At 73.9% G+C, this 19,541-nt stretch carries 17 protein-coding genes; 5 read left to right on the top strand and 12 right to left on the bottom strand.

What is annotated here, in order from left to right:
* Window positions 1-14: 14 nt before the first annotated feature.
* The gene (locus HDA32_RS23150) at window positions 15-953 is read right to left on the bottom strand and encodes a threonine ammonia-lyase (RefSeq protein WP_179645203.1); all 939 of its coding nucleotides are present in this window, start codon (window positions 951-953) and stop codon (window positions 15-17) included.
* A gap of 121 nt (window positions 954-1,074) precedes the next feature.
* Between HDA32_RS23150 and HDA32_RS23145 the strand changes: the two genes are divergently transcribed.
* A complete protein-coding gene (locus HDA32_RS23145; RefSeq protein WP_179645202.1) occupies window positions 1,075-1,893 on the top strand; it encodes an inositol monophosphatase family protein in 819 nt (272 codons plus the stop codon).
* 74 nt (window positions 1,894-1,967) lie between these two features.
* Here HDA32_RS23145 and HDA32_RS23140 read toward each other — a convergent pair whose 3' ends face one another.
* Complete coding sequence (locus HDA32_RS23140; RefSeq protein WP_179645201.1) at window positions 1,968-4,124, bottom strand: elongation factor G-like protein EF-G2; 2,157 nt, start codon at window positions 4,122-4,124, stop codon at window positions 1,968-1,970.
* A gap of 266 nt (window positions 4,125-4,390) precedes the next feature.
* Between HDA32_RS23140 and HDA32_RS31895 the strand changes: the two genes are divergently transcribed.
* The 3 genes from HDA32_RS31895 (at window position 4,391) to HDA32_RS23125 (ending at window position 7,405) form a co-directional block, all read left to right on the top strand.
* Complete coding sequence (locus HDA32_RS31895; protein ID WP_312863294.1) at window positions 4,391-5,143, top strand: CPBP family intramembrane glutamic endopeptidase; 753 nt, start codon at window positions 4,391-4,393, stop codon at window positions 5,141-5,143.
* Between the two features lie 154 nt (window positions 5,144-5,297).
* Window positions 5,298-6,092: an alpha/beta hydrolase gene (locus HDA32_RS23130; RefSeq protein WP_312863293.1), complete on the top strand. Its 795-nt coding sequence runs from the start codon at window positions 5,298-5,300 to the stop codon at window positions 6,090-6,092.
* Window positions 6,093-6,130: 38 nt separating this feature from the next.
* Window positions 6,131-7,405 (top strand): MFS transporter, encoded by a 1,275-nt coding sequence (locus HDA32_RS23125; RefSeq protein ID WP_179645200.1) that lies wholly within the window; start codon window positions 6,131-6,133, stop codon window positions 7,403-7,405.
* A 4-nt stretch (window positions 7,406-7,409) separates the two neighbouring features.
* Here the strand turns inward: HDA32_RS23125 and HDA32_RS23120 are convergent, their stop codons facing one another.
* From HDA32_RS23120 to HDA32_RS23100, 5 genes are all read right to left on the bottom strand, one after another.
* A complete protein-coding gene (locus HDA32_RS23120; protein WP_179645199.1) occupies window positions 7,410-8,360 on the bottom strand; it encodes a coiled-coil domain-containing protein in 951 nt (316 codons plus the stop codon).
* Window positions 8,361-8,652: 292 nt separating this feature from the next.
* The gene (gene def / locus HDA32_RS23115) at window positions 8,653-9,207 is read right to left on the bottom strand and encodes a peptide deformylase (RefSeq protein ID WP_179645198.1); all 555 of its coding nucleotides are present in this window, start codon (window positions 9,205-9,207) and stop codon (window positions 8,653-8,655) included.
* A 213-nt stretch (window positions 9,208-9,420) separates the two neighbouring features.
* Window positions 9,421-9,864 carry a hypothetical protein gene (locus HDA32_RS23110; RefSeq protein ID WP_179645197.1) on the bottom strand — a complete coding sequence of 148 codons (444 nt, stop codon included), beginning with the start codon at window positions 9,862-9,864 and terminating at the stop codon, window positions 9,421-9,423.
* Window positions 9,865-10,002: 138 nt separating this feature from the next.
* The gene (locus tag HDA32_RS31890) at window positions 10,003-10,401 is read right to left on the bottom strand and encodes a nuclear transport factor 2 family protein (RefSeq protein WP_179645196.1); all 399 of its coding nucleotides are present in this window, start codon (window positions 10,399-10,401) and stop codon (window positions 10,003-10,005) included.
* Window positions 10,402-10,659: 258 nt separating this feature from the next.
* Window positions 10,660-11,469 (bottom strand): aminoglycoside adenylyltransferase domain-containing protein, encoded by an 810-nt coding sequence (locus HDA32_RS23100; RefSeq protein WP_179645195.1) that lies wholly within the window; start codon window positions 11,467-11,469, stop codon window positions 10,660-10,662.
* Between the two features lie 362 nt (window positions 11,470-11,831).
* On the opposite strand from HDA32_RS23100, the gene HDA32_RS23095 reads away from it, so the two are divergent.
* The gene (locus HDA32_RS23095; protein ID WP_179645194.1) at window positions 11,832-12,557 is read left to right on the top strand and encodes a maleylpyruvate isomerase family mycothiol-dependent enzyme; all 726 of its coding nucleotides are present in this window, start codon (window positions 11,832-11,834) and stop codon (window positions 12,555-12,557) included.
* Between the two features lie 28 nt (window positions 12,558-12,585).
* Here the strand turns inward: HDA32_RS23095 and HDA32_RS23090 are convergent, their stop codons facing one another.
* The 5 genes from HDA32_RS23090 to HDA32_RS23070 form a co-directional block, all read right to left on the bottom strand.
* Entirely contained in the window at window positions 12,586-13,713 is a 1,128-nt protein-coding gene (locus HDA32_RS23090; RefSeq protein ID WP_179645193.1) for a phosphotransferase, read from the bottom strand.
* Between the two features lie 226 nt (window positions 13,714-13,939).
* Complete coding sequence (locus tag HDA32_RS23085; protein WP_179645192.1) at window positions 13,940-15,274, bottom strand: phosphotransferase family protein; 1,335 nt, start codon at window positions 15,272-15,274, stop codon at window positions 13,940-13,942.
* On the bottom strand, window positions 15,252-17,078 hold the full coding sequence (locus HDA32_RS23080) for an ABC transporter ATP-binding protein (RefSeq protein WP_179645191.1): 1,827 nt from the start codon (window positions 17,076-17,078) through the stop codon (window positions 15,252-15,254). Before HDA32_RS23080 ends, HDA32_RS23085 begins: the two co-directional genes overlap by 23 nt.
* A 10-nt stretch (window positions 17,079-17,088) precedes the next feature.
* Entirely contained in the window at window positions 17,089-18,234 is a 1,146-nt protein-coding gene (locus tag HDA32_RS23075) for a glycosyltransferase (RefSeq protein ID WP_179645190.1), read from the bottom strand.
* Window positions 18,235-18,258: 24 nt separating this feature from the next.
* On the bottom strand, window positions 18,259-19,512 hold the full coding sequence (locus tag HDA32_RS23070; RefSeq protein ID WP_179645189.1) for a glycosyltransferase family 4 protein: 1,254 nt from the start codon (window positions 19,510-19,512) through the stop codon (window positions 18,259-18,261).
* Between the last annotated feature and the right edge of the window lie 29 nt (window positions 19,513-19,541).

Here is a 19,541-nt window from a genome sequence, read left to right as displayed (position 1 = left end):
GGTGGCCCGGTCCACTAGAGCGACTTCACCAGGTCGGGGGCGAAGTTGTTGCCGGTCAGGATGGTGGCGACGCGGGCGCCGGGGATTTCGTGGCGGGCCAGCGCGGCGATGCCGACCGCGGCGGCGGGCTCGACGATCAGGCCCATGAGGTCGCGCAGCAGGCGCAGCGCCGCGAAGATCTCCTCCTCCTCGACCAGCACCATGTCGTCGACGACCTCGCCCATCCACTCCACGGCCTCGGGCACGGGCAGCCGCACCGCGATGCCGTCGGCGGAGGTGTGCACGTCCGGCGTTGACACCGGCGTCCCGGAGCGCCAACTGTGCGCCATGGCCGGCGCCCCCGCCGCCACGACGCCGATGACCCGGGTGGCGGGGGAGTAGGTCTTGAGCCAGCGGCCGATCCCGGAGACGAGCGCGCCGTTGCCGACCGGGACCAGCACCGCGTCCGGCCGCAGCGGCGCCAGTTCCACCCCGATCGTGCCGGCGCCCTCGGCGAGCTGCGGCTCACGGCCGTCCTCCACGAAGACGCAGTTCTCGCGCTCCCCGGCGTAGTCGAACGCCGCCTTCTTGGCCGCGTCGAAGTCGGCGCCTTCGAGGACGACGCGCGCGCCCAGTTCGCGCATCCGGGCCACCTTGGCGGGGTTGGCCGTGGTCGCGGCGAACACCCGCACCGACAGCCCGCGCCGCCGCGCCACGTAGGCCATGGCCCGGCCGAAGTTGCCCGCCGACGCGCACACGACCGATCGGGTCTCCCGGGTGTCGCGCAGCAGGAAGTCGGCGCCGCGGCCCTTGAAGGACCGGAGCGGATTGAGCGTCTCGATTTTGAGGATCGTTTCGTGCCCCAGTTCCCGGGACAGTGAATCGTCGGTTATCTGCGGCGTATTACGGAAAACCGGATCAATAAGGCGAGAGGCGGCTTCGATTCGGTCCAGGCGAAGGGTATCGATCGACATGTGCGCATCGTAAGACGGCGGGCATTCATCCGGTGGTGCCATCTCATAGATGTCACCGCGGGGCCACCGACACCGCGGGGCCTTGTGACCGAGGCGACCGACGACCGAAAGGCGCAGCACCGTGACGACCCACATCCCCTGGCCCGTTCCCGAGCCGGACCTGCCGACCGGCACCCACCCGGCGCTCGCGGCCGCGGCGCTCGGCGCGGCCGGGGCATACGACCGCGCGCGCCGCCGACACACCCGGACGGAACTGGCCGAGACACGCGGCACGGGCGCCGACGGCACGCCGACCATGCTCGTCGACGAGATCGTCGAGGAGGCCATCGCCGACGCCGCGCGGACGCACGGCGTCAACCTGCTCAGCGAGGAGGCCGGGTTCATCGACAACGGCTCGGCCCTGACCCTCGTCACCGATCCCGTCGACGGTTCGGCCAACGCCGCCTCCGGGGTGCCGCTGTCCTGCTTCGCCGGGGTCGTCACCGACGACGGCCGCCCGGTCGAGGCGCTGACCTGCTGGCTGGACACCGGTCGGGTCTGGCGCGCGGTGGCGGGGGAGCCGGTGCCCTACCGCACCTCCGGCCGCACCCGGCTCGACGGCGCGGCGATCAGCGTGCTGCGGCCCGGACCGCACGCCCGCGACGTCTGGTGGCGGGTCGTCGAGCGCGCGGAGCGCATCCGGATCCTGTCCACCACCTGCCTGGAGGCGGTGCTGGTCGCCGAAGGCTCCATCGACGCCTTCGCCGACGTCGGCGGCGACGTGCACCGCATCGTCGACCTGGCCGCGGCGATGCTGACCGTCCCCGCGGCCGGCGGGGCCGTGCTGGACGCCTTCGGCCGCCCCCTGGAGATCGATCCGGACCTGAGCCGCCGCTGGTCCGGCATTGTCGCCGCGACCCCGGAGCTGGCGGAGGAGATCGCGGCGGCCGTGCGCGGCTGACCCGGGAGGCGCCGCCTCCCGGGCGCGCGTGGGCCGCGCCGCCGGCGCGGCCCACGCCCCGCGGCCGCGGCCGGTCACGAATCGGCGGTCGCGCTCAGGTACCGGTCCGCCAGGTGCGCCGGGAGCGGCTCGTGGCGCAGGTAGCGGCGGTCGAAGGTGCCCGTGCCGTGGGAGACCGAACGCAGGTCGATCGCGTACCGGCCGATCTCCAGTTGCGGGATCTCGGCCTTGATCAGGGTGCGCCCGCCCGGCACGGCCTCGGTGCCGATGACCCGGCCGCGGCGTGCGGACAGGTCGCTCATCACCGCGCCCATGTACTCCTCGGCCACCAGGACCGACAGTTCGTCGACCGGCTCCAACATCGCGACCTGCGACGCGGCGGCGGCGTCCTTCAGCGCGAGCCTGCCGGCCTTCTGGAACGCCATGTCGGAGGAGTCCACGGAGTGCGCCTTGCCGTCGTAGAGCGTCACCCGGATGTCGACCACCGGGTACCCGGCCAGCACGCCCTGCTCCATCTGGGCGCGGACGCCCTTCTCCACCGACGGGATGTACTGGCGCGGCACCACGCCGCCGACGACCTTGTCGACGAACTCCAGGCCGGAGCCCGACGGCAGCGGCTCGACCTTGATGCGGCAGATGCCGTACTCGCCGTGCCCGCCGCTCTGCTTGACGTTGCGCCCCATGCCCTGGGCCGGCACGGCGAAGGTCTCCCGCAATGGAATGCGCACCTCCCCGGTCTCCACGGCGACGCCGTAGCGGTTGGCGAGCCGGTCCAGAGCCACGTCCAGATGGGCCTCGCCCATGCACCACAGCACCATCTGGTGGGTTTCGGGGTTGACCTCCACCCGCAGCGTGACGTCCTCCGTCACCAGCCGGGAGATCGCCTGGGCGAGCTTGTCCTCGTCGGCCTTGTGCGCGGCCCGCAGCGCCACCGGCAGCAGCGGGTCGGGGAACGTCCACGGCGGCATGCGCAGCGGGCGCTCGCGGTCCGAGAGCGTGTCGCCGGTCTCGGCCCGGGTCAGCTTGGCCACCGCGCAGATGTCGCCGGCGATGATCTCGCCGGCCGGCCGGGCCTGCTTGCCCAGCGGGACCGACAGCGGGCCGACGCGCTCGTCGACGTCGTGGTCCTCGTGGCCGCGTTCGGCCAGGCCGTGCCCGCACACGTGCACCGTGTCGTCGGGCCGCAGCGTCCCGGAGAACACCCGGACCAGGCTCACCCGGCCGACGTAGGGGTCGCTGACCGTCTTGACCACCTCGGCCAGCAAAGGGCCGTCGGGATCGCAGGACAGGTCCTCGACCGGCTTGTCGGAGACCGTGGTCACCGGCGGGATCGGCCGCTCGGTGGGGCTGGGGCAGGCGCGCGGCAGCTCCTCCAGGAGTTCGGCGACGCCCACGCCGCTGGCGGCGGAGATGGCGAGCACGGGGTGGAAGCCGCCGCGCACCACGGCCGCCTCCAGGTCGGCGATGAGCATCGCGGGGTCGAGTTCCTCGCCCTCCATGTAGCGGTCCATGAGCGTCTCGTCCTCGCTCTCCTGGATCACGCCCTCGATCAGCGCCTCGCGCAGCGCCCCCATCCGGTCCGCGGCCTCCTCGGGCAGCGCGGCCTCGGCGCGCTCGCCGCCGGAGTGGTCGTAGTAGCGCTGCGAGAGCAGTCCCACCAGCCCGCGCGCCGTCCGCTCGTCCCCCTCGCCCTCGGTCACCGGGAAGTAGGCCGGCATGACGCCCTCGCCGAACGCCGCCTGGCACTGCTCGACCACGTCGAAGAAGTCGGCGCGGTGGTGGTCGATCTTGGTGATGGCGACGGCGCGCGGCATGCCCAGCGCCGCGCACTCCTCCCACAGCATCTGGGTGCGGCCGTCGATCCCCTCCAGGGCCGAGACGACGAAGAGCGCGGCGTCGGCCGCGCGCAGCCCGGCGCGCAGATCACCCACGAAGTCGGCGTAACCGGGCGTGTCCAGCAGATTGATCTTGACGTCACCGACCTGGATGGGCGCGACGGTGAGGTTCACCGACCGCTTCTGCCTGACCTCCACCTCGTCGTGGTCGCTGACGGTGGTGCCCTCCTCGACCCGGCCTGCGCGGGTCGTCGCGCCGCCGGCCAGCAGCAGCGCCTCGACCAGTGTCGTCTTGCCTGCTCCTGAATGGCCGACCAGCACCACGTTGCGAATGTCCTGGGGCCGGTCGGCCTTCGGTGCCCTGCCGGCGGCCGCTGGGCCGGATTTGTCCGCCATGCTCATCACTCCCATGGGATGACGCCGGTGCCCCGCCCCGGATGTGATGCGGGGCACTCTCTACGGTCGCCCCGGATGCGCAATATCACAAGAGGCGGGACGCCGACACGCCGGGGCGGGGGTTGAGGAGCGGGCCGGGTCCCCCTTCGGGCCGGTGATCCTCCGGGCCGGGGACCGGGGAGTGCGCGGCGCCTGTTCGGGCGGGCGGCACGCGACCGGGCCGGATCCGGCCGGAAGGACCGCGGGAATCTCCTAGGCTGTGCCCCGTGCCATGGTCTGAGAGCCTTCCCCAGTTCAGTTTCGCCGCGACGGTCCTCGGGATCGTGCTGCTGGCCTACGCCGCCGTGGGCGAACCGCTGCTGGGTCGGCGCGCGTTCGCGTGGCTGGAGCGCAGACGGCATTCCGACCCGCGCGCGCTCAGCCGGTTCTACGCGCTGACGATCGGGGTCCAGTGGGCCTGGACCGCGGTCATCGTGGTGATCCTGGTGCTCTCGCCGGGGCTGGACCCGGGCCACCTCGGCCTGCGGCCGCCCGACGCGTGGCTGCCCTTACTCGGCGCGGTCGCCGGGTTCGCGGTGGCGGCGCTCGCGGTGTGGCTGCTGACGCGCGGCCGCGGCGGGCCGCGGCGCGGGAGCGAGCCGAAGGTCACCCCCGGCGGGCACGTGATCACCACGCTCGCCCCCCGTTCGCGCACGGAGCGCCGACTCGGCGCCGGGCTGGCCGTCACGGCCGGCGTCTGCGAGGAGCTGCTCTACCGGGGCCTGCTTGTCGCCTTCGGCGTGAGCCTCGGTCTGCCGGTGTGGGCGGCCGCGGTGCTGTCCTGCCTGCTGTTCGCGCTGGCCCACCTGTACCAGGGGTGGTGGGGCCTCGTCGGCCCCGGTGTGCTCGGCGCGCTGCTGATGGTGCTCTACCTGGGCACCGGGAGCCTGCTGGTCCCGATCGTCCTGCACATCGCCCTGGACATGCGCGCGCTGCTGCTCACCGGCACCGGCCGCCGGCACCGGAACTCCGAGCTGTAGGCCCGCTCCCGGAGGTCTCGGCCGGTGGCCGAGGTCGCGGCTCGACTCCGAAGTCGGCGGGGTCGCCGCAGGACACCGGGTGGTGCCCGCACGACCTCCCGGACACGGGGACGCACCCGCGCGCCCGCCGGAGGCGGTCGGGCACGATGGAGGGGTGTCCGATGTCTTGCCCGATCCCGTGCCGCAGGCCCAGCCCCACCGCAACCGACTGACCACATCCGACGGCGTCCACATCGACTCGGTGCTGATGCGCGGGTCCGGGACGCGCACCACCGCCGTCGTCGTCGCCAACGGCTTCACCGGCACCTGGCGCAGTCCCGGGACCCGGATGATCGCGCGCCGGCTGCTGGCGGCCGGCGACGTCATGCTCTTCGACTTCCGGGGCCACCACGAGTCCACCGGTGAGTGCACGGTGGGCGACCAGGAGGTCCTCGACCTGGAGGCAGCGGTCGCGCACCTGCGCGGGCTCGGCTACACCGGCATCGCCACCGTCGGCTTCTCCATGGGGGCCGCCGTGGTCATCCGGCACGCCGCCATGTTCGGCGGGGTCGGCGCGGTGGCCGCCGTGAGCGGGCCCGGCCGCTGGTTCTACCGCGGCACCTCCCGCATGCGGCTGCTGCACTTCGGCGTGGAGCAGGCGGTGGGCCGGCTCTTCCTGCGCCTGGCCCGCAACGTCAGGGTCATCGACCGGCACTGGGAGGCGGTGCCGCCCGACCCCACCGAGGCCGCCGCCGACATCGCCCCCACCCCGCTGCTGGTCGTGCACGGCGACGCCGACGCCTACTTCCCCGTCGAGCACGCCCACCGCATCCACGAGGCCGCGGGGGAGCCCAAGGAGCTGTGGATCGAGCCGGGGATGGGCCACGCCGAGCGCGCCATGACCCCCGAGCGGGCCGACCGCCTGGCCGACTGGCTGACCGGCCGCATGGGGGCGCGGGCGGAGGGCTGAGGCGCGGCGCGCGCCCGATCTGCGTTACAAAGGGGATCATGCGCATTTCCTCAGCAGACGGACCGGAACCGGTTGCCTCGCAGCGGCACCTGGGGCTGCACGGCCGGGCCTTCCGGCTGCTCGTCGTGGCCACGGTCGGATCCTTCTGCGGATACGTCCTGCTGCTGCCGCTGGTGCCGTTGTGGGCGTCCCGCGGTGGCGCCGGCGAGATCGGGGCCGGCTCCACGACCTCCGTGTTCATGCTGACCACGGTCCTCACCCAGTTGGCGATGCCGTGGCTGCTGGAACGCGGCGGGTACCGCTGGACGATGGTGGCCGGCTCGCTGCTGCTCGGCCTGCCGGCCCCGCTGTTCATCCTCACCGCCGACCTCGGCCCCCTGATCGCGGTCTCGGCCGTGCGCGGCGTGGGGTTCGGCATGGTCAGCGTCGTGGGCGCGGCCCTGGCGGTGCGGCTGGTGCCGCCCGGCCAGATCGGCCGCGCGTCCGGTTACTACGGGCTCGCCGTGGGCCTGCCCAACCTGGTGTTCCTGTCGACGGGGGTGTGGCTGGCGCTCAACGTCGGCTTCCCCGTGGTGTTCTGGATTGCCGGAATTGGTCCGATGATCGGTGCGATCGCGGCCGCCGGGGTGACGCTCGTCGCGGGCGACGCGATGGCGGCTCCGGCGCGCGAGAAGCGCGGCGAGGGCGGCGAGAGGGCTCTGACCTGGCCCGCGGGGCTCCGGCTGTGGCTGGTCCTGGCCACCCCGCTGCTCGTCATGCTCGTGCTCGCCGTCGCCTCCAGCGGCATCGTCACCTTCCTGGCCATCCCGCTGGAGCACGCCCCGTGGGTCGTCACCGCCGCGCTGCTCGGCTACGGGGCCATGTCGGTGCTCTTCAGGGGGATCGCCGGGACGGTCAGCGACCGGTACGGGCGTCCGACGCTGCTGGTCCCGAGCGTGGTGGCCGCCGGAGCGGGCATCGCACTGCTGGGCGCGGCGGTGTGGCCGGCCGCCGCCGACTGGGACGGGCCGGGCCTGTTCGGCGCGGTCCTGGCCGTCGCCGGTGCGGCGCTGTTCGGCGCCGGGTTCGGCGGCGCGCAGAACGACACCATCGTCGTCATGTTCCACCGCGGCGGCCCGCCGGGATACGGCACCGCGAGCGCGGCGTGGAACATCGGCTACGACGCGGGGACGGGGGTCGGCGCGCTCGGCCTGGGCGTGATCGTGCAGTACCTCGGCTACGGCCCGGCGTTCCTGATCACCGCCGTGGGCGTGCTGGCCTGCCTGCCCCTGACCCCCGCCCTGGCCCGCGCATCGGTGGCCGCCGGGCGGTGAGCCGCTAGTACGACGACACGTGCGGGTGGTCGTAGTGGTTGGCGGTGATGCTGCCGCGGTCCTCCATGGGCTTCCAGCCGGCGCCGGGGTTGCGGGAGTCCCAGATCCGCTGCTCCCAGATGACGTACATGACGCCCAGCCGGTCGGCGTTGTTCTTGGCGTACTCGGCGATCTGCGTGCCGAGCCGCTGGTTCTCGGCCGAAGGCATCGCCCCGCCCGAGCTCATCATGAAGTCGCAGGCGCGGCCGGAACCGTGCTCACCGGGGTCGCCCGGACGCAGGCAGCCGACCGGGTAGGGCGCGCCGAACCGGCCGATGATCTCGTCGCGGATCGCGGCCATGCGCGGCGTGACGCCGTCGAAGCCCGGCCCCCGTGCGCTGTCGGGGACGGTGCCGTCGCCGTCGCCGCCCCCGCCGTCGTCCTCGGGGGCTTCGGGGACCTGCTCCTCCTCGTAGCGCTCGATCTTCTCCTTGACCTCGTCGCGCTGCTCCTCGAGGTCGTCGATCAGCTCCTGGGCCTCCTCCAGCTTGCCGTCGGCCTTCTGGCTGGCCCGCTCGGCCTCGTCCTGGAGGTTGGTGAGGGAGGTCACGCGTGCGCCGTTGTTGTGCGAGACCTGGCTGAGTGCCGCGGCGTCGTCGAGCATGTCCTCGGGGGAACCGCTCAGCACGACCTCCATGGCCGGGTCGAGACCGGTGCCCTTGTACTGGGTCGCGGCGAGCTGGGAGACGCTCTCGCGGGCATCCTTCAGCTGCGCGTTGATCTCGTCGAGCTCCTCCTGGGCCTTCTCCGCGGCCTCCTTGGCGCTGGTGTACTGGGGGAGCTCGCTGTCGTACTCATCCTCAAGGGTGTCGGCGCGCTCGTTCAGCTCCTCCAGGCTGACCTCGTCCTCCTCCGGATCGGCGTAGGCGGGTGCGGGGAACGCGAGAGCCGCCGCGGTGATCAGGCCGACGAACACGGCCGCGCGGCGACGGGCTGGGGGGAAGGCTGATGTGCTGGTTCTGGACACTGTGAGTTGCTCCGTGGGACAGGCCTGTGGCGCCGTTTCCGGCTCCGCGGGACGAACCCGCGGCCGACTCGGCGTCACCGGGTTTCGGCTCGAATCGGCCCTCATCACTTGGGGAGGGTAGCCCGGGATGGCACGTGAGGGGCGGATGGTTCCGGTGAGCCACGTGGTGCTTCAGCAGACCATACGAGATCTCGCCGTTATACGCCTAGTCGTTGTCCGGATTTGTCGCCTAAAGCGTGAGTCACCCTAGTCCACCGAAAGCGCTGGGGAGCTTCGGGGCCTCCGGCACGGCCGGCTCCTCGCGCAGGAACCACGGGGACCGCCGGACCTCCCGCATCGCCGCGCGGCGGGTGTCGCGGTCGAGCCGGTCCAGGTAGAGCATGCCGTCGAGGTGATCGGTCTCATGCTGCAGGCAGCGCGCCATGAGGCCGGACCCCCGCAGCACGACCGGCTCGTTGCGCACGTCGACGCCGGTGACCACGGCGTGCTGCGCCCGCCGCGTGGGATACCACAGCTCCGGGACCGACAGGCAGCCCTCGCCGTCCTCCTGCGTCTCCTCCGAGAGCTCGGCGATCTCGGGGTTGATGACGTAGCCGATCCGGTCCTCGACGTTGTAGCTGAACGCGCGCAGCCCCACCCCGATCTGGGTCGCCGCCACGCCCGCGCGTCCCGGGGCGTCGACGGTGTCCAGCAGGTCCTGCACCAGCGCTTCGGTGTGCCGGTCGAACGTGGTGACGGGGGTCGTCGGCGTCGTGAGCACGGGATCGCCGAAGTACACGATGGGGCGCATGGTCATGCCTGCAAGGTTAGCCGCGCCCGGCGCGCCGTGATTCCTCCGGATTCGCCGCGGAACCGCCCGAAGCGCGGCGGGCCGGGCGCGCCCGGTCGACAGCGGCCCGCCGCCCCGCGGACCGGACCGTTGACGCGGCCGCAGCCGGGGCGGGTCCGCACCCCGGCGTTGAGCACCTCCCCGCGCCTGCCGCACCAGCTCGTCACCGGCTCGCCGTGCTCAGGCGACGGCGTTGCCCTCCGCCAGCCCGTCGAGCACGTCGTCGAGCACCAGGGACCTGTCGTTGCGCGACATCTGGCTCAGCGCGTCCAGGACGGCCGAGGAGTCCACCTTGGTCCCGCGGGCCCCGTGGACCGAGCAGAGCCACATGCACTCGCGGGTGAGGATGTGCAGCGAGGCGACCTCGTGCGGCGGGGCGAGGCCGGAGACCATCGCGGGAAAGGCCGACTTGCGCTTGGGATCGCGCCACTTCGCGACCTGCTGCAGGATCCATCCCTGCCAGAGGGAGTCGAACATGCCCTCGGGACGGAGATCGGAGAGGGCCTCCTTCTCGCCCTGGTTCATGCACTCCTTGCAGTAGGCCAACTCGGCGCGCAGGAGCCACCGGGCGCGCGGGTGCGCGATCTCGGCGTCCTGCAGCCTGCTGGGGTGTCGGTGTCCCATGTCCATCAGCGTACGGCGGCCGCCCCGCACCCGTACGGCGGTCGGAGTACGGCCGGCGTTCAGGCGGACGGGGAGGGCCCTTCACGGCGAGAAGAGGTCCGCCGCCGGCGCCCGGCGTGGTGAGCCGGTTATCCGGAGTCAGGTGGCCGTCAACGGCGGTGAAATCAGCGACAGGACCCTGCCGGTGTCCGAGTATTCGCGGAAAGCGGTCACCTTGCCGTCGCGCAGGGTCCAGAAGTGGGCGAAGCCGCACTCGAAAGCGGCGCCGCCGACCACGGAGCCGTACTGGCGGCCTTCGACGATGACCCGGTCGTCGACCTCGTAGAACCGGTCCGGATCGCCGTGCAACTCGCCGTAGTACGTGGGCAGCTTGGCGAAGAACTCGTCCACGCCCGCCGGACCGCGATAGGTCCCGCCTTCGGGCAGTTCATCGGGCGAGTACCACTCGACGGAGTCATCGAACAGCGAGAGCAGAGCAGGGATGTCCTGGCGCGCGAAAGCCTCGTAGCCGCTGCGGACGATATCGACGTTGGACACGGGAGACTCCTCGATTGAGGATCCGATTGAGGGCTCGGGCGCCGATGGCCGCGGCCCCGATCGGTGGCTGGACGGGGTGGAGTCCGTGGGCAGGACACCCTTGGCGGCGGGAACAGACGGTCGGACGCGACGGTCCGGTTCGCCCTCTCTCCTCCTCAAAGTCGAGCACCCCGACCTGCCCGAGTCAACGCAAACGCTGGTCAGGCCGAGGTCAAGAGGCGCCATCGGAGACCGTCTCGACGGCTCCCGCCGCCGTGGCTAGGCCGGGTTCGGGGTCAGGGCGTCGTCCAGAACCATCTCGATGTAGTCCAGTGCGGCGCGGCGGCGGGCCAGCGCGCTCTCGTACAGCGAGGGCAGCCTCGAGTTCCGGCGGATGCGCAGGCACTCGTTGACGATGCGCTCCCAGCGCTCGGGGAAGGCGTGCAGGGCGTAGAGGCCGGCGCCGGACTTCGAGGTGATCTCCCCCGTGCGCAGCGTGAAGTGCAGCCGGCTGACGCTGAGCACGCCCCAGGACGGGGCAAGGGAGCCCAGCGCGGCCATGCCCCGGGGAGTGATCAGCCGGCCGGCCTTCGCCCGCCAGCGGCGCCAGTGCTCGTCGAGGTTGCCCAGCGACCACGCGCGCAGGCCCTCGCGCTCGTCCCACACGTCGAGCTCGACCGGGAGCGGACCGCGGACGGGTACGCCCTTCTCGGCGAGGATGTGCCAGGTGACCGGGTTGACGTCGGCGCTGGCCTTGGCGCGGAACCGGCCGCCGAGCACGGACACGACCGGTCCGCAGGACAGCGGGTCGGCGGTGAGGTCGTCCCAGGTGACGTGGATGCCGTTGAACTGCGGCCGGGGGAAGCGGGAGCGCATGCGCGAGTGGACCCGGCGCAGCGCCGCGCGGTCGGCGTCGGTGATGCGCCGCGAGGTGACCACCACGAAGTCGACGTCGCTGGCGTGCGGGCGGTAGTCGCACAGGGCGACCGAGCCGGTCAGGTACAGGCCGTCCACCAAGCCCGGGGCCTCGGTGTCGGCGTCCTGCAGGAACGCCTCGGCCACGGTTCGCACCTGTGGGTGGACAGCCATGTGGTTCTTCTCCAGTCCGATCCGCGAAAAGGAGCGCGGAAGCGCGTTCGTGGGATTGCGGCGCGCCGCGGCCCGCAGCGGGGTTCGCGGCCGGTCCGGCCCGGGTCGCCCCCCGCCGGTCGGCGCCTCGTCGTTGTCGTTTCTTCAGGTGAAGGGAGTGTCGGTCCCTCATCACCAAGTGTGGGAGGTCGTCCATGCGAAGGCAAGTAATCCGGTCGAAGCCACCCCCTGTCTCCCCTCGTCGTAGGGGTGCAGGCACCACCATCGCCGGTCCGGCCGGGACCGGTGCCCGATGTCCGGAATACTCCGGTGAGCAAGGGGGATCTATGGGGCGACACGACCCCCTGATCAGAAAGAGCTCGATGACCGAGCGCGAACGCACGCAGATCCACGACTGGCTCGAGCAGGGCACCGAACTCCTCGCCGAACACGTCGCGGAGCTTCCCGACGTCGACTTCCGCGGCCCCTCCCGGCTGCCCGGCTGGACCCGTGCGCACGTCATCGCCCACCTGGTGGGCAACGCCGGAGCGCTGATGAACATGGTGACATGGGCGAGGACCGGCGTGGAGACCCGGATGTACGCGAGTCGCGAGGCCCGCGACGCCGCGATCGAGGAGGGTTCCCAGGACCCGCCGGAGTGGCTGCGCGCGGAGTTCACCGACTCCGCGCGGCGGCTGGAGGAGGCGCTGGACGAACTGCCCGAGGAGGCGCTGTCGGCGCGGTTGTTCCACCCGAAGCGCGGGGCGTTCCCCGCGAGCGACCTGCCGTGGCTGCGGACCGTGGAGGTGTGGCTGCACCTCGTCGACCTCAACGTCGGCCGGACCTGCGCCGACCTTCCCGCGGACCTCGTCGACGCCCTGCTGGAGCGGACCTGCGCCGACCTGACCGCGGCCGGTGAGGCGCCGGCCCTGCGGCTGGTCGCCACCGACCGCGACGCCGCCACCTGGACCGTGGGGGAGGCCCCCGCCGCGGTCGAGGTGATCGGTCCGGCGAGCGACCTGCTGGGCTGGCTCACCGGCCGCGACCCGGGCGCGCGGCTGCGCACCGGAACCGACGAGGACCTCCCCGGGCTCCCCGCGTGGCTGTAGAGCGGGGAAGGGACGAGGGGCGGGGCGGTCACGGTCGCGCCGCGGCCGGGGACGAGCGCAGCGCCTCGTTCATCAGATCGCGGGCCAGCCGCCGCCAGCGGGGACGGAAGGCGTAGACGCCGGCCAGCCGCAGCCGGGCCGCCGCGGCGTAGGCGGGGATCCGTTCATGGGTCTCGCGGTCCGGGCGCAGACCGCTCAGGAAGGCCGAGCGGAACGCCTCGGCGCGGCCGGGGGTGAGCCGCCCCTGCGCGCGGCGCAGGGCGATGTGCACCAGGACGTTGGCCGCGTCCAGCGCCGGTTCGCCGGTGGTCAGCGTGTCCATGTCGAGCAGGCCGATCCGCTCGTCGGCCGGGTCGGCGACGAACTGCTTGTCGTAGCAGTCGCGGTGGACCGGCCCGATCCGGGCGGCGTCGGCCTCGAACAGCGGGGCCAGTGCCGGTTCGGGGTCGACGTCGGGGAGCAGGCCGAAGCGCCGGGCCGGACCGAGCCAGCGCAGCACCGCCGCGCGCTCGTCGGCCGGGGTGTGTGCGCCCGGTCCGACTCCGCCGCCCCCGTCGGCCGGAACGGCGTGCAGCGCGGCCAGCGCGGCGCCGGCCCTGTACCAGGCGAGCAGCGGATCGCCGACCCTGGTGGCGCGGCTCAGCTCGTGCAGCGGTTCGCCGGGCAGCGCCGACCACAGGGTGACGCCGGAGTCCTCGGCCCTGATCAGCTCGGGGACCGTGAAGGCCCCGTCGGCGTACCGGGCGGCGCGCTCGCAGCGGGAGACCAGATCGGCCACCCGCTCGGGCCGCACGACCTTGGCGTAGCCCTCCGCGGTGCGCACGACGGCGCGCCGCTCCGGCCGGTGCGCGATCAGCCGGGCGTCCGCGCGCGCGACGAGCCCGTGCAGCGCGGGCAGCCGGCGGTCGGCGCCGTCCGGCTGCAGCAGCACCCCCTCCTCGGGCAGGGGCACGGCGCCTTCGGTCGCCGCGGCGGCCCGGTTCAACCGGGCCGGGTCGGCGAACCACTGGCCGGGGACCGGCTCGCCGTGCGGGGTCTCCCACTCCAGTAGCAGGTGCCCCTCGTCGCGGGGCCATGCGCGGCGTAGTCGCAGTCGTTCGTCCGTCACCGGATGGGAGAGGTGGAAGGCACGGTCGCGGATGGGCGCCTCGTTCATGGGGGCTCCACAGGTAGGGGGGGCGGTCGGGGGGATCTCGTGGCCCTCAACAAAGGACTTGCCCGTGGGAGGCCTTTAAACCAGGGCGGTGCCGGTTTCCCGTCTCGCCTCCCTTCCACCTCGACCCCTTGAGGCCGGGGGCGGCGTGCGCCATCGTCCGGTCACCGCGGATCCCTCCTTCGGCTGAGGCTCCAAAACCCCCGATGGTCGAGGTTGAAACTCACGGTCAAGATCGGCGGGGAAGTGACGCCTCGGCGGCCGCGATCAGGGCGCGGACCCGGCTGTCCCACTCGGGGGCGCGGTGCCGGAAGGGGTCGGTCGCGCGGCGCAGCAGCGCGGCGGCGGTGTGGGCGGGCAGGTCGTGGCGCAGGCGGTCGGCGGCAGCGGCCGACGCGGTCGCGAGGTAGCCCTCCAGCAGCGGGCCGAGCGCCGCGGCCGGGGCGGTTCCCGGTGCGGTCCGGCCCGCCGCGATCTCGGCGGCGGCGAAGCTCGCCAGGTCGACGGCCGGATTCGCCGCGCGGACCCGGTCCAGGTCGATCAGCGCGAGCCCCGAAGCGCCGATGAGGACCTGGTCGGCGGAGAAGTCCCCGTGGACCAGGGTCCGCGGCGCGGCCGGGTCGGTCAGGACCGGCGCGCACGCGCGGGCCAGCGCCTCCGTCCGCTCCTCCAGGCCCGGCAGCAGCGCCGTGACCGCGCGCACCGCGCCCCCGAGCCCCCCGAGCGCGCCGGACTCGCCGAATTCGCTCCCGGTCTCCACCGCCGGCAGCTCACGCGGCGTCGCGACCCCGTGCACCCTCGCCAGCAGCGCCCCGGCCCCGGCGAGCGGCGCGCGCGCCGCCTCCCGGCCGCCGGCCTCCAGCAGCGCCTCCATCGACTCGCCCGGGATCCACCGGGTGGCCAGCACCCCGTGGCGGCTGATCCTGGTGAGGTCGGGCACCGGCAGTCCCGCGCCGGCCAGCGCGATGTGCGCGGCGACGTTGACGGACCCCGCCCGGCAGCGGACCGCGTGCGTGGGCCGCCCCTCGGCGTCGTCGACCCGACCCACCCAGCGTCGACCCGGCTTGTAGCGCAGCGTGCGCACCCGTCGCGCGCCGGGCGAGGTGAACGCCTCGGGCGCCGCGGCGAAGTGCCGGACGGCGGGGACACCGCGGTCGTCCAGCGGCGGGACGACGACCAGGGACAGGCCGCGGTCGACGATCGGCCCGTCCCATTCGGGCACCGAGAGCTGCGAGACGTCGACCCGGTGGTCCGGGGCTCGACCGCCGCGTCGGCGGGCGTAGTCGATCTCCTTGTCCAGCTTCCCGCCGCCGGGCTCCGGTGCCAGCGCGGTCACGCGGGCGAAGCGGACGCCGGCGCCCGGGTACTCCAGCACGAGCGTGCCGGTGACGCCCGTCCCCGGTTTGTAGCGCAGGTAGTCGGTGCGCACCCGCGCGGGTCCTTCCGCTCCGGGCGGCAGCGGCCCGGTCAGCCTCTCCATCAGCGGTTCCGGGTCGAGCACGGCGCCCAGCCCGGGAACGCCGGGATCGCGGTCAACGAGTTCAACGTCCGCCGCCTGCAACACCGTTCGTCCTCCTCGTGATCGGCCGTGTGCCGATTGTGCCCGGATCGAGGTCCGCGCCGACGGCCCGCAGTCCGGGCAGCACCTCGCCGGGCGGTCCCTGGCGCAGCACCCGGCCGCCGTGGACGGCGACGATGAGGTCGCAGTCGGCGACGGCGTCGGCGTCGTGGGAGATGATGAACGCCGTGCGGCCGCTGGTCAGTTCGGCCAGCGCTCCCAGCACCTCCCGCTGGTTCTCCGGGTCCAGCCCGGTGGTCGCCTCGTCCAGGACGACGATGGGGGAGCGGCGCAGCATCGCCCGCGCGATCGCGATCCGCTGCCGCTGCCCGCCCGACAGGGTGGCGCCGCGTTCGCCCAGCACCGTGTCGTAGCCGTCGGGCAGTGCCGAGATGAAGTCGTGGGCGTTGGCCGCGCGGGCCGCGGCCAGCACCTCGCGGTCGCTCGCCGCCCGGTCGCCGTGCCGGATGTTCTCGGCGATCGTGGTCGCGAACAGCACCGACTCCTGCAGCACGACCGCCACCTGGGAGCGGGCCGCGGCCACCGGCAGGTCGCGCAGGTCCAGGCCGTCCACCAGGACCCGGCCGCCGGTCGGGTCCTGCAGCCGCAGCAGCAGGGAGGCCATGGTCGACTTGCCCGAGCCCGACGGGCCGACCACGCCGACCCGGGTGCGCGCGGGCACCCGCAGGTCCAGGCCGCGCAGCCCCCAGCGGCCGGCGCCGTACCCCAGGCTCACGTCCTCGAAGGCGACCTCGCCGACGCGGGGCAGCGGGGCGCGGCGCGGGCCGTCGACGATGTCGGGCCGCGCCGACAGCAGTTCGGCCACGCGCTCCCCGCTGGCCGCGGCCTTGGCGATCCTGCCGGTGTACTTGGCCATGTCGCGCATCGGCTTGAACGCGCTTTTGAGGTAGGTCACGAACACCACGAGCTCGCCGGGGGTGAGGTGCCCGATCACCGCCGCGTAGCCGCCGGCCGTGACGACCAGGCCGGTGGCGATGCCCACCAGCAGGTCGGTGCGGCGCTCCAGGCCCGCCGACAACCGGGTGGCCCGCACCCCGGAGACCAGGCTCTCGTCGTTGCTCGCTGAGAACGCCCTCTGCTGCTCCGGCTCCAGCCCGTAGGCCTGCACGACCGTGATGGCGGCCAGCCCCTCCGCCGCGCCGCCGGCCAGCTCCCCCTCGCGGCGGCGCTGCTCGCGGGCCGCGCCGTTGATCCGCAGGGAGTCGCGCGAGCCGAACAGCACGAACACCGGGAACAGCGCGAGCACCAGGCAGGCGAGCTGCCAGTTCAGCACCAGCATCACCACGCTCATCCCCACCAGCGTCACCACGTTGCCGACCATGGGCAGCGCGACCGTCACGGCGACCTCCTGCAGCCGGTTGACGTCACCGGTGAGCCGGGTCAGCAGGTCGCCGGAGCGCGCGCCCTGGTGGTAGCGCAGCGACAGGCCCTGCAGGTGCGCGAACAACTCGGCGCGCACGCGCGTCAGCACGCGCGAGCCGACCAGCGCGAACGCCGTCGTCATGAGGTAGGCGGCCAGGGCCCGCATCCCCGCGAACGCCACCACCGTCACCCCGCACAGCGCCAGCATCAGCAGCAGGCGCGGCCCGGCGGCGGCCTGCGGCAGGACGACCGCGTCGATGACGATCTTCAGCGGCCACGGCTCCAGCAGCCGGAACGCGACCTCGGTGAACAGCGCGATGAACCCGCCGGCCACGAGCGTCCTCTGGTCGTGCATGTGCGGGCGCATGCGCCCCAGGATGCGGCGCAGCCCCGGCAGGGACTCGCGCAGGTCCTTCGGTCGTGGCATGGGGGTCCCTTCAGGGGTGGGCCTCGGCGGGCACGCCGGCGGCCGCCAGGATGCGGGTGACGGTCGCCTCCCAGGTGTGGCCGAGCGCGGTCCTGCGGGCGGCGGCGCGCATCCGCGTGCGCGTGGCCGGGTCGCCGCGCAGGTCGGCCAGTGCCCCGGCCAGCGCCCCCGCGTCTCCCGGGGGCACCAGCACGCCGTTGCGGCCGGGCGCGACCACCTCGGCGTTCTGGCCGATGTCGCCGGCCACCACGGGCAGCCCGGCGGCCAGGTACTCGTAGACCTTCAGCGGGGAGAAGTAGCGCCCGGCCCCGGGATGGTAGGGCGCCGCGGCCACGTGCATCCGCCGCAACTGCGCGGGCACGCGGTCGGCCGGGAGCGCGCCGGTGAACTCCACCCGTCCGGCGAGGCGCCCTTCGGCGGCGCGCCGGCGCAGCGCCCCGCCTTCGGGGCCGTCGCCGACCAGCAGCAGCCGCGTGTCGTCGGGCAGCGGCGCGCACGCGTCCAGCAGGGCGTGCACGCCGTGCCAGCTCTTCAGCGAGCCGCTGAACCCCACCGTGAACGGTCCCGCGGGCTCGGCGGGCGCCGGGCGGAACCGGTCGGTGTCCACCCCGTTGGGGACGACGTGCACACGCTCCGCCGCCGCACCGCGCTCGCGCGCCCATGCCGCCACCGGCCCGGACACGCACACGACGGTCGGGGCGACCGCCAGGGTGCGGGTGAGGTTGGCCTCCGCGGCGCGCCGGTGCACCAGCCCGCGGTGCGCGGCCTGCTCCTCGATCAGCGGGGCGTTGACCTCCAGCACGCCCGGCACCCCCGAGGCGTGCGCCCACTCCGCGCCGAACCCGCCCCACAGCGCGTAGCGCTCGTAGACGAGGTCGAACGGCGCGGCGCGGCGCAGCAGCCCCTCCAGCGCCGTGGCGGCCCGCATCGTCATGCGCTCGCGCCGCCCGGTGTCCTCCGCCCGGGCCGGGGCGGCCTCGTGGACGGCGACGCCGGCCAGGTCGGCCGGTGCCGGGCCCCCGGTGCGCATGCAGAACAGCTCGACCCGCGCCCCGCGGGCAAGGAGGCGGCGCAGCACCTCCTGGACGTGGATCGAGGCCCCCTTGCTCCCGAATACCGGGACGCCGGGGTCGGCGCAGACGTAGGCGATTCGCACGGTGCCTCCTCCTTCGGTGCCGGGTCAGGCCACCACGGCCGTCGCGCCGCGCCCGGCCGCGGGCAGCGGGGGCGCGGGGACCGGCAGCAGGGCGTCGAGGCGCCGGGCCTGCGCCGCGGCGTCGAACTCCCGCTCCACCAGGGCGCGGGCGGCACGGGCCAGGCGGACGCGGCGGGCCGGGTCGGTCAGCAGCGCGGCCAGCGCGTCGGCGAGGGCGGCCGGGTCCCGCTGGCCGACCACGACGCCGGTCTCGCCGTCGCGCACCGCCTCGGGGACGCCGGTCACATCGGTCGAGACGCACGGGGTGCCCAGCGCCATGGCCTCCAGCAGCACGGTGGGCAGGCCGTCGGTGTTGCCGTCGGAGCCGACCACGCACGGGGCCGCCAGCACGGCGGCGCCGCTCACCAGCTCGCGCACCCGCGCCCGGGTGAGGGGGCCGGCGAGCTCGACCGCACCGGTCAGGCCGAGCCGCTCGATCCGGTCGGCCAGGTCGCCGGCGAGCGCGCCGGCTCCGGCGATCCGGCACCGGAATCGCACGTCGCGCCGGGCCAGTAGCGCGCAGGCCTGGACGAGCACGTCGAAGCCCTTCTTCTGCACCAGCCGGCCCACGGCGGCGATCAGCGGGGGCCGCTCGGCGGGGTCGGCGTAGCCGAAGTCGGGCAGGTGGACGCCGTTGTAGACGCGGCGCACCCCGGAGGCGGCGCTCCCGTGCGACCGGGCCAGGTGGGCCGCGTTGTAGTCGCTGACGGTCACCACGTGGTGGGCGCAGGAGAGCTTGGCCGCCAGGTCCGCATGCGAGACCGAGGAGTGGAAGATGTCCTTGGCGTGCGCGGTGAAGGAGTAGGTCACCCCGGTGAGGAGGGCGGCCAGCCGGGCCACCGTCGTGGCGACCGAGCCGAAGTGGGCGTGCAGGTGGGTGATGCCGTTCGCGGTGACGCACAGCGCCAGCTCCATCGCCTGCGCGGCGTCGTCGGCGTCGGCGGCCAGCAGTTCGGCGAGCGCGCCGCCCCGCACCGGCAGCGCGGCGTTGAGTCGGCCGAGCAGTCCCCACAGCTCCTCGGCCCGGACCCTGGCGTGGGGGACGTAGGTCACCGGCGCGCGCACCAGGGCCAGGTTCTCGTGGAAGCGCCCGTCGGTGGGCAGCCGCAGCGAGAAGATCTCGATGTCGGCGCCGCGGGCCTCGCGGGCCAGGATCTCGGTGACGACGAAGGTCTCGGAGAAGCGCGGGTACATCTTGAGCACGTAGCCGATGCGGTGCGCCGGGGCACGGGGCGGCATGGCGGTCCTCCCGGGTCGGGCGGTGGCGG

This window comes from Spinactinospora alkalitolerans (assembly GCF_013408795.1).
Taxonomy (GTDB): Bacteria; Actinomycetota; Actinomycetes; order Streptosporangiales; family Streptosporangiaceae; genus Spinactinospora; species Spinactinospora alkalitolerans.
Note: the sequence above shows the minus strand (reverse complement) of the source record. Positions and strands in the feature narration are given on the sequence as shown.

Coding starts and splice junctions, on each gene's coding strand:
- HDA32_RS23150 (WP_179645203.1), bottom strand. CDS start 953: ATGTCGATCGATACCCTTCGCCTGGACCGAATCGAAGCCGCCTCTCGC.
- HDA32_RS23140 (WP_179645201.1), bottom strand. CDS start 4,124: ATGGCGGACAAATCCGGCCCAGCGGCCGCCGGCAGGGCACCGAAGGCC.
- HDA32_RS23125 (WP_179645200.1), top strand. CDS start 6,131: ATGCGCATTTCCTCAGCAGACGGACCGGAACCGGTTGCCTCGCAGCGG.
- def (WP_179645198.1), bottom strand. CDS start 9,207: ATGACCATGCGCCCCATCGTGTACTTCGGCGATCCCGTGCTCACGACG.
- HDA32_RS23110 (WP_179645197.1), bottom strand. CDS start 9,864: ATGGGACACCGACACCCCAGCAGGCTGCAGGACGCCGAGATCGCGCAC.
- HDA32_RS23100 (WP_179645195.1), bottom strand. CDS start 11,469: ATGGCTGTCCACCCACAGGTGCGAACCGTGGCCGAGGCGTTCCTGCAG.
- HDA32_RS23095 (WP_179645194.1), top strand. CDS start 11,832: ATGACCGAGCGCGAACGCACGCAGATCCACGACTGGCTCGAGCAGGGC.
- HDA32_RS23090 (WP_179645193.1), bottom strand. CDS start 13,713: ATGAACGAGGCGCCCATCCGCGACCGTGCCTTCCACCTCTCCCATCCG.
- HDA32_RS23080 (WP_179645191.1), bottom strand. CDS start 17,078: ATGCCACGACCGAAGGACCTGCGCGAGTCCCTGCCGGGGCTGCGCCGC.
- HDA32_RS23070 (WP_179645189.1), bottom strand. CDS start 19,512: ATGCCGCCCCGTGCCCCGGCGCACCGCATCGGCTACGTGCTCAAGATG.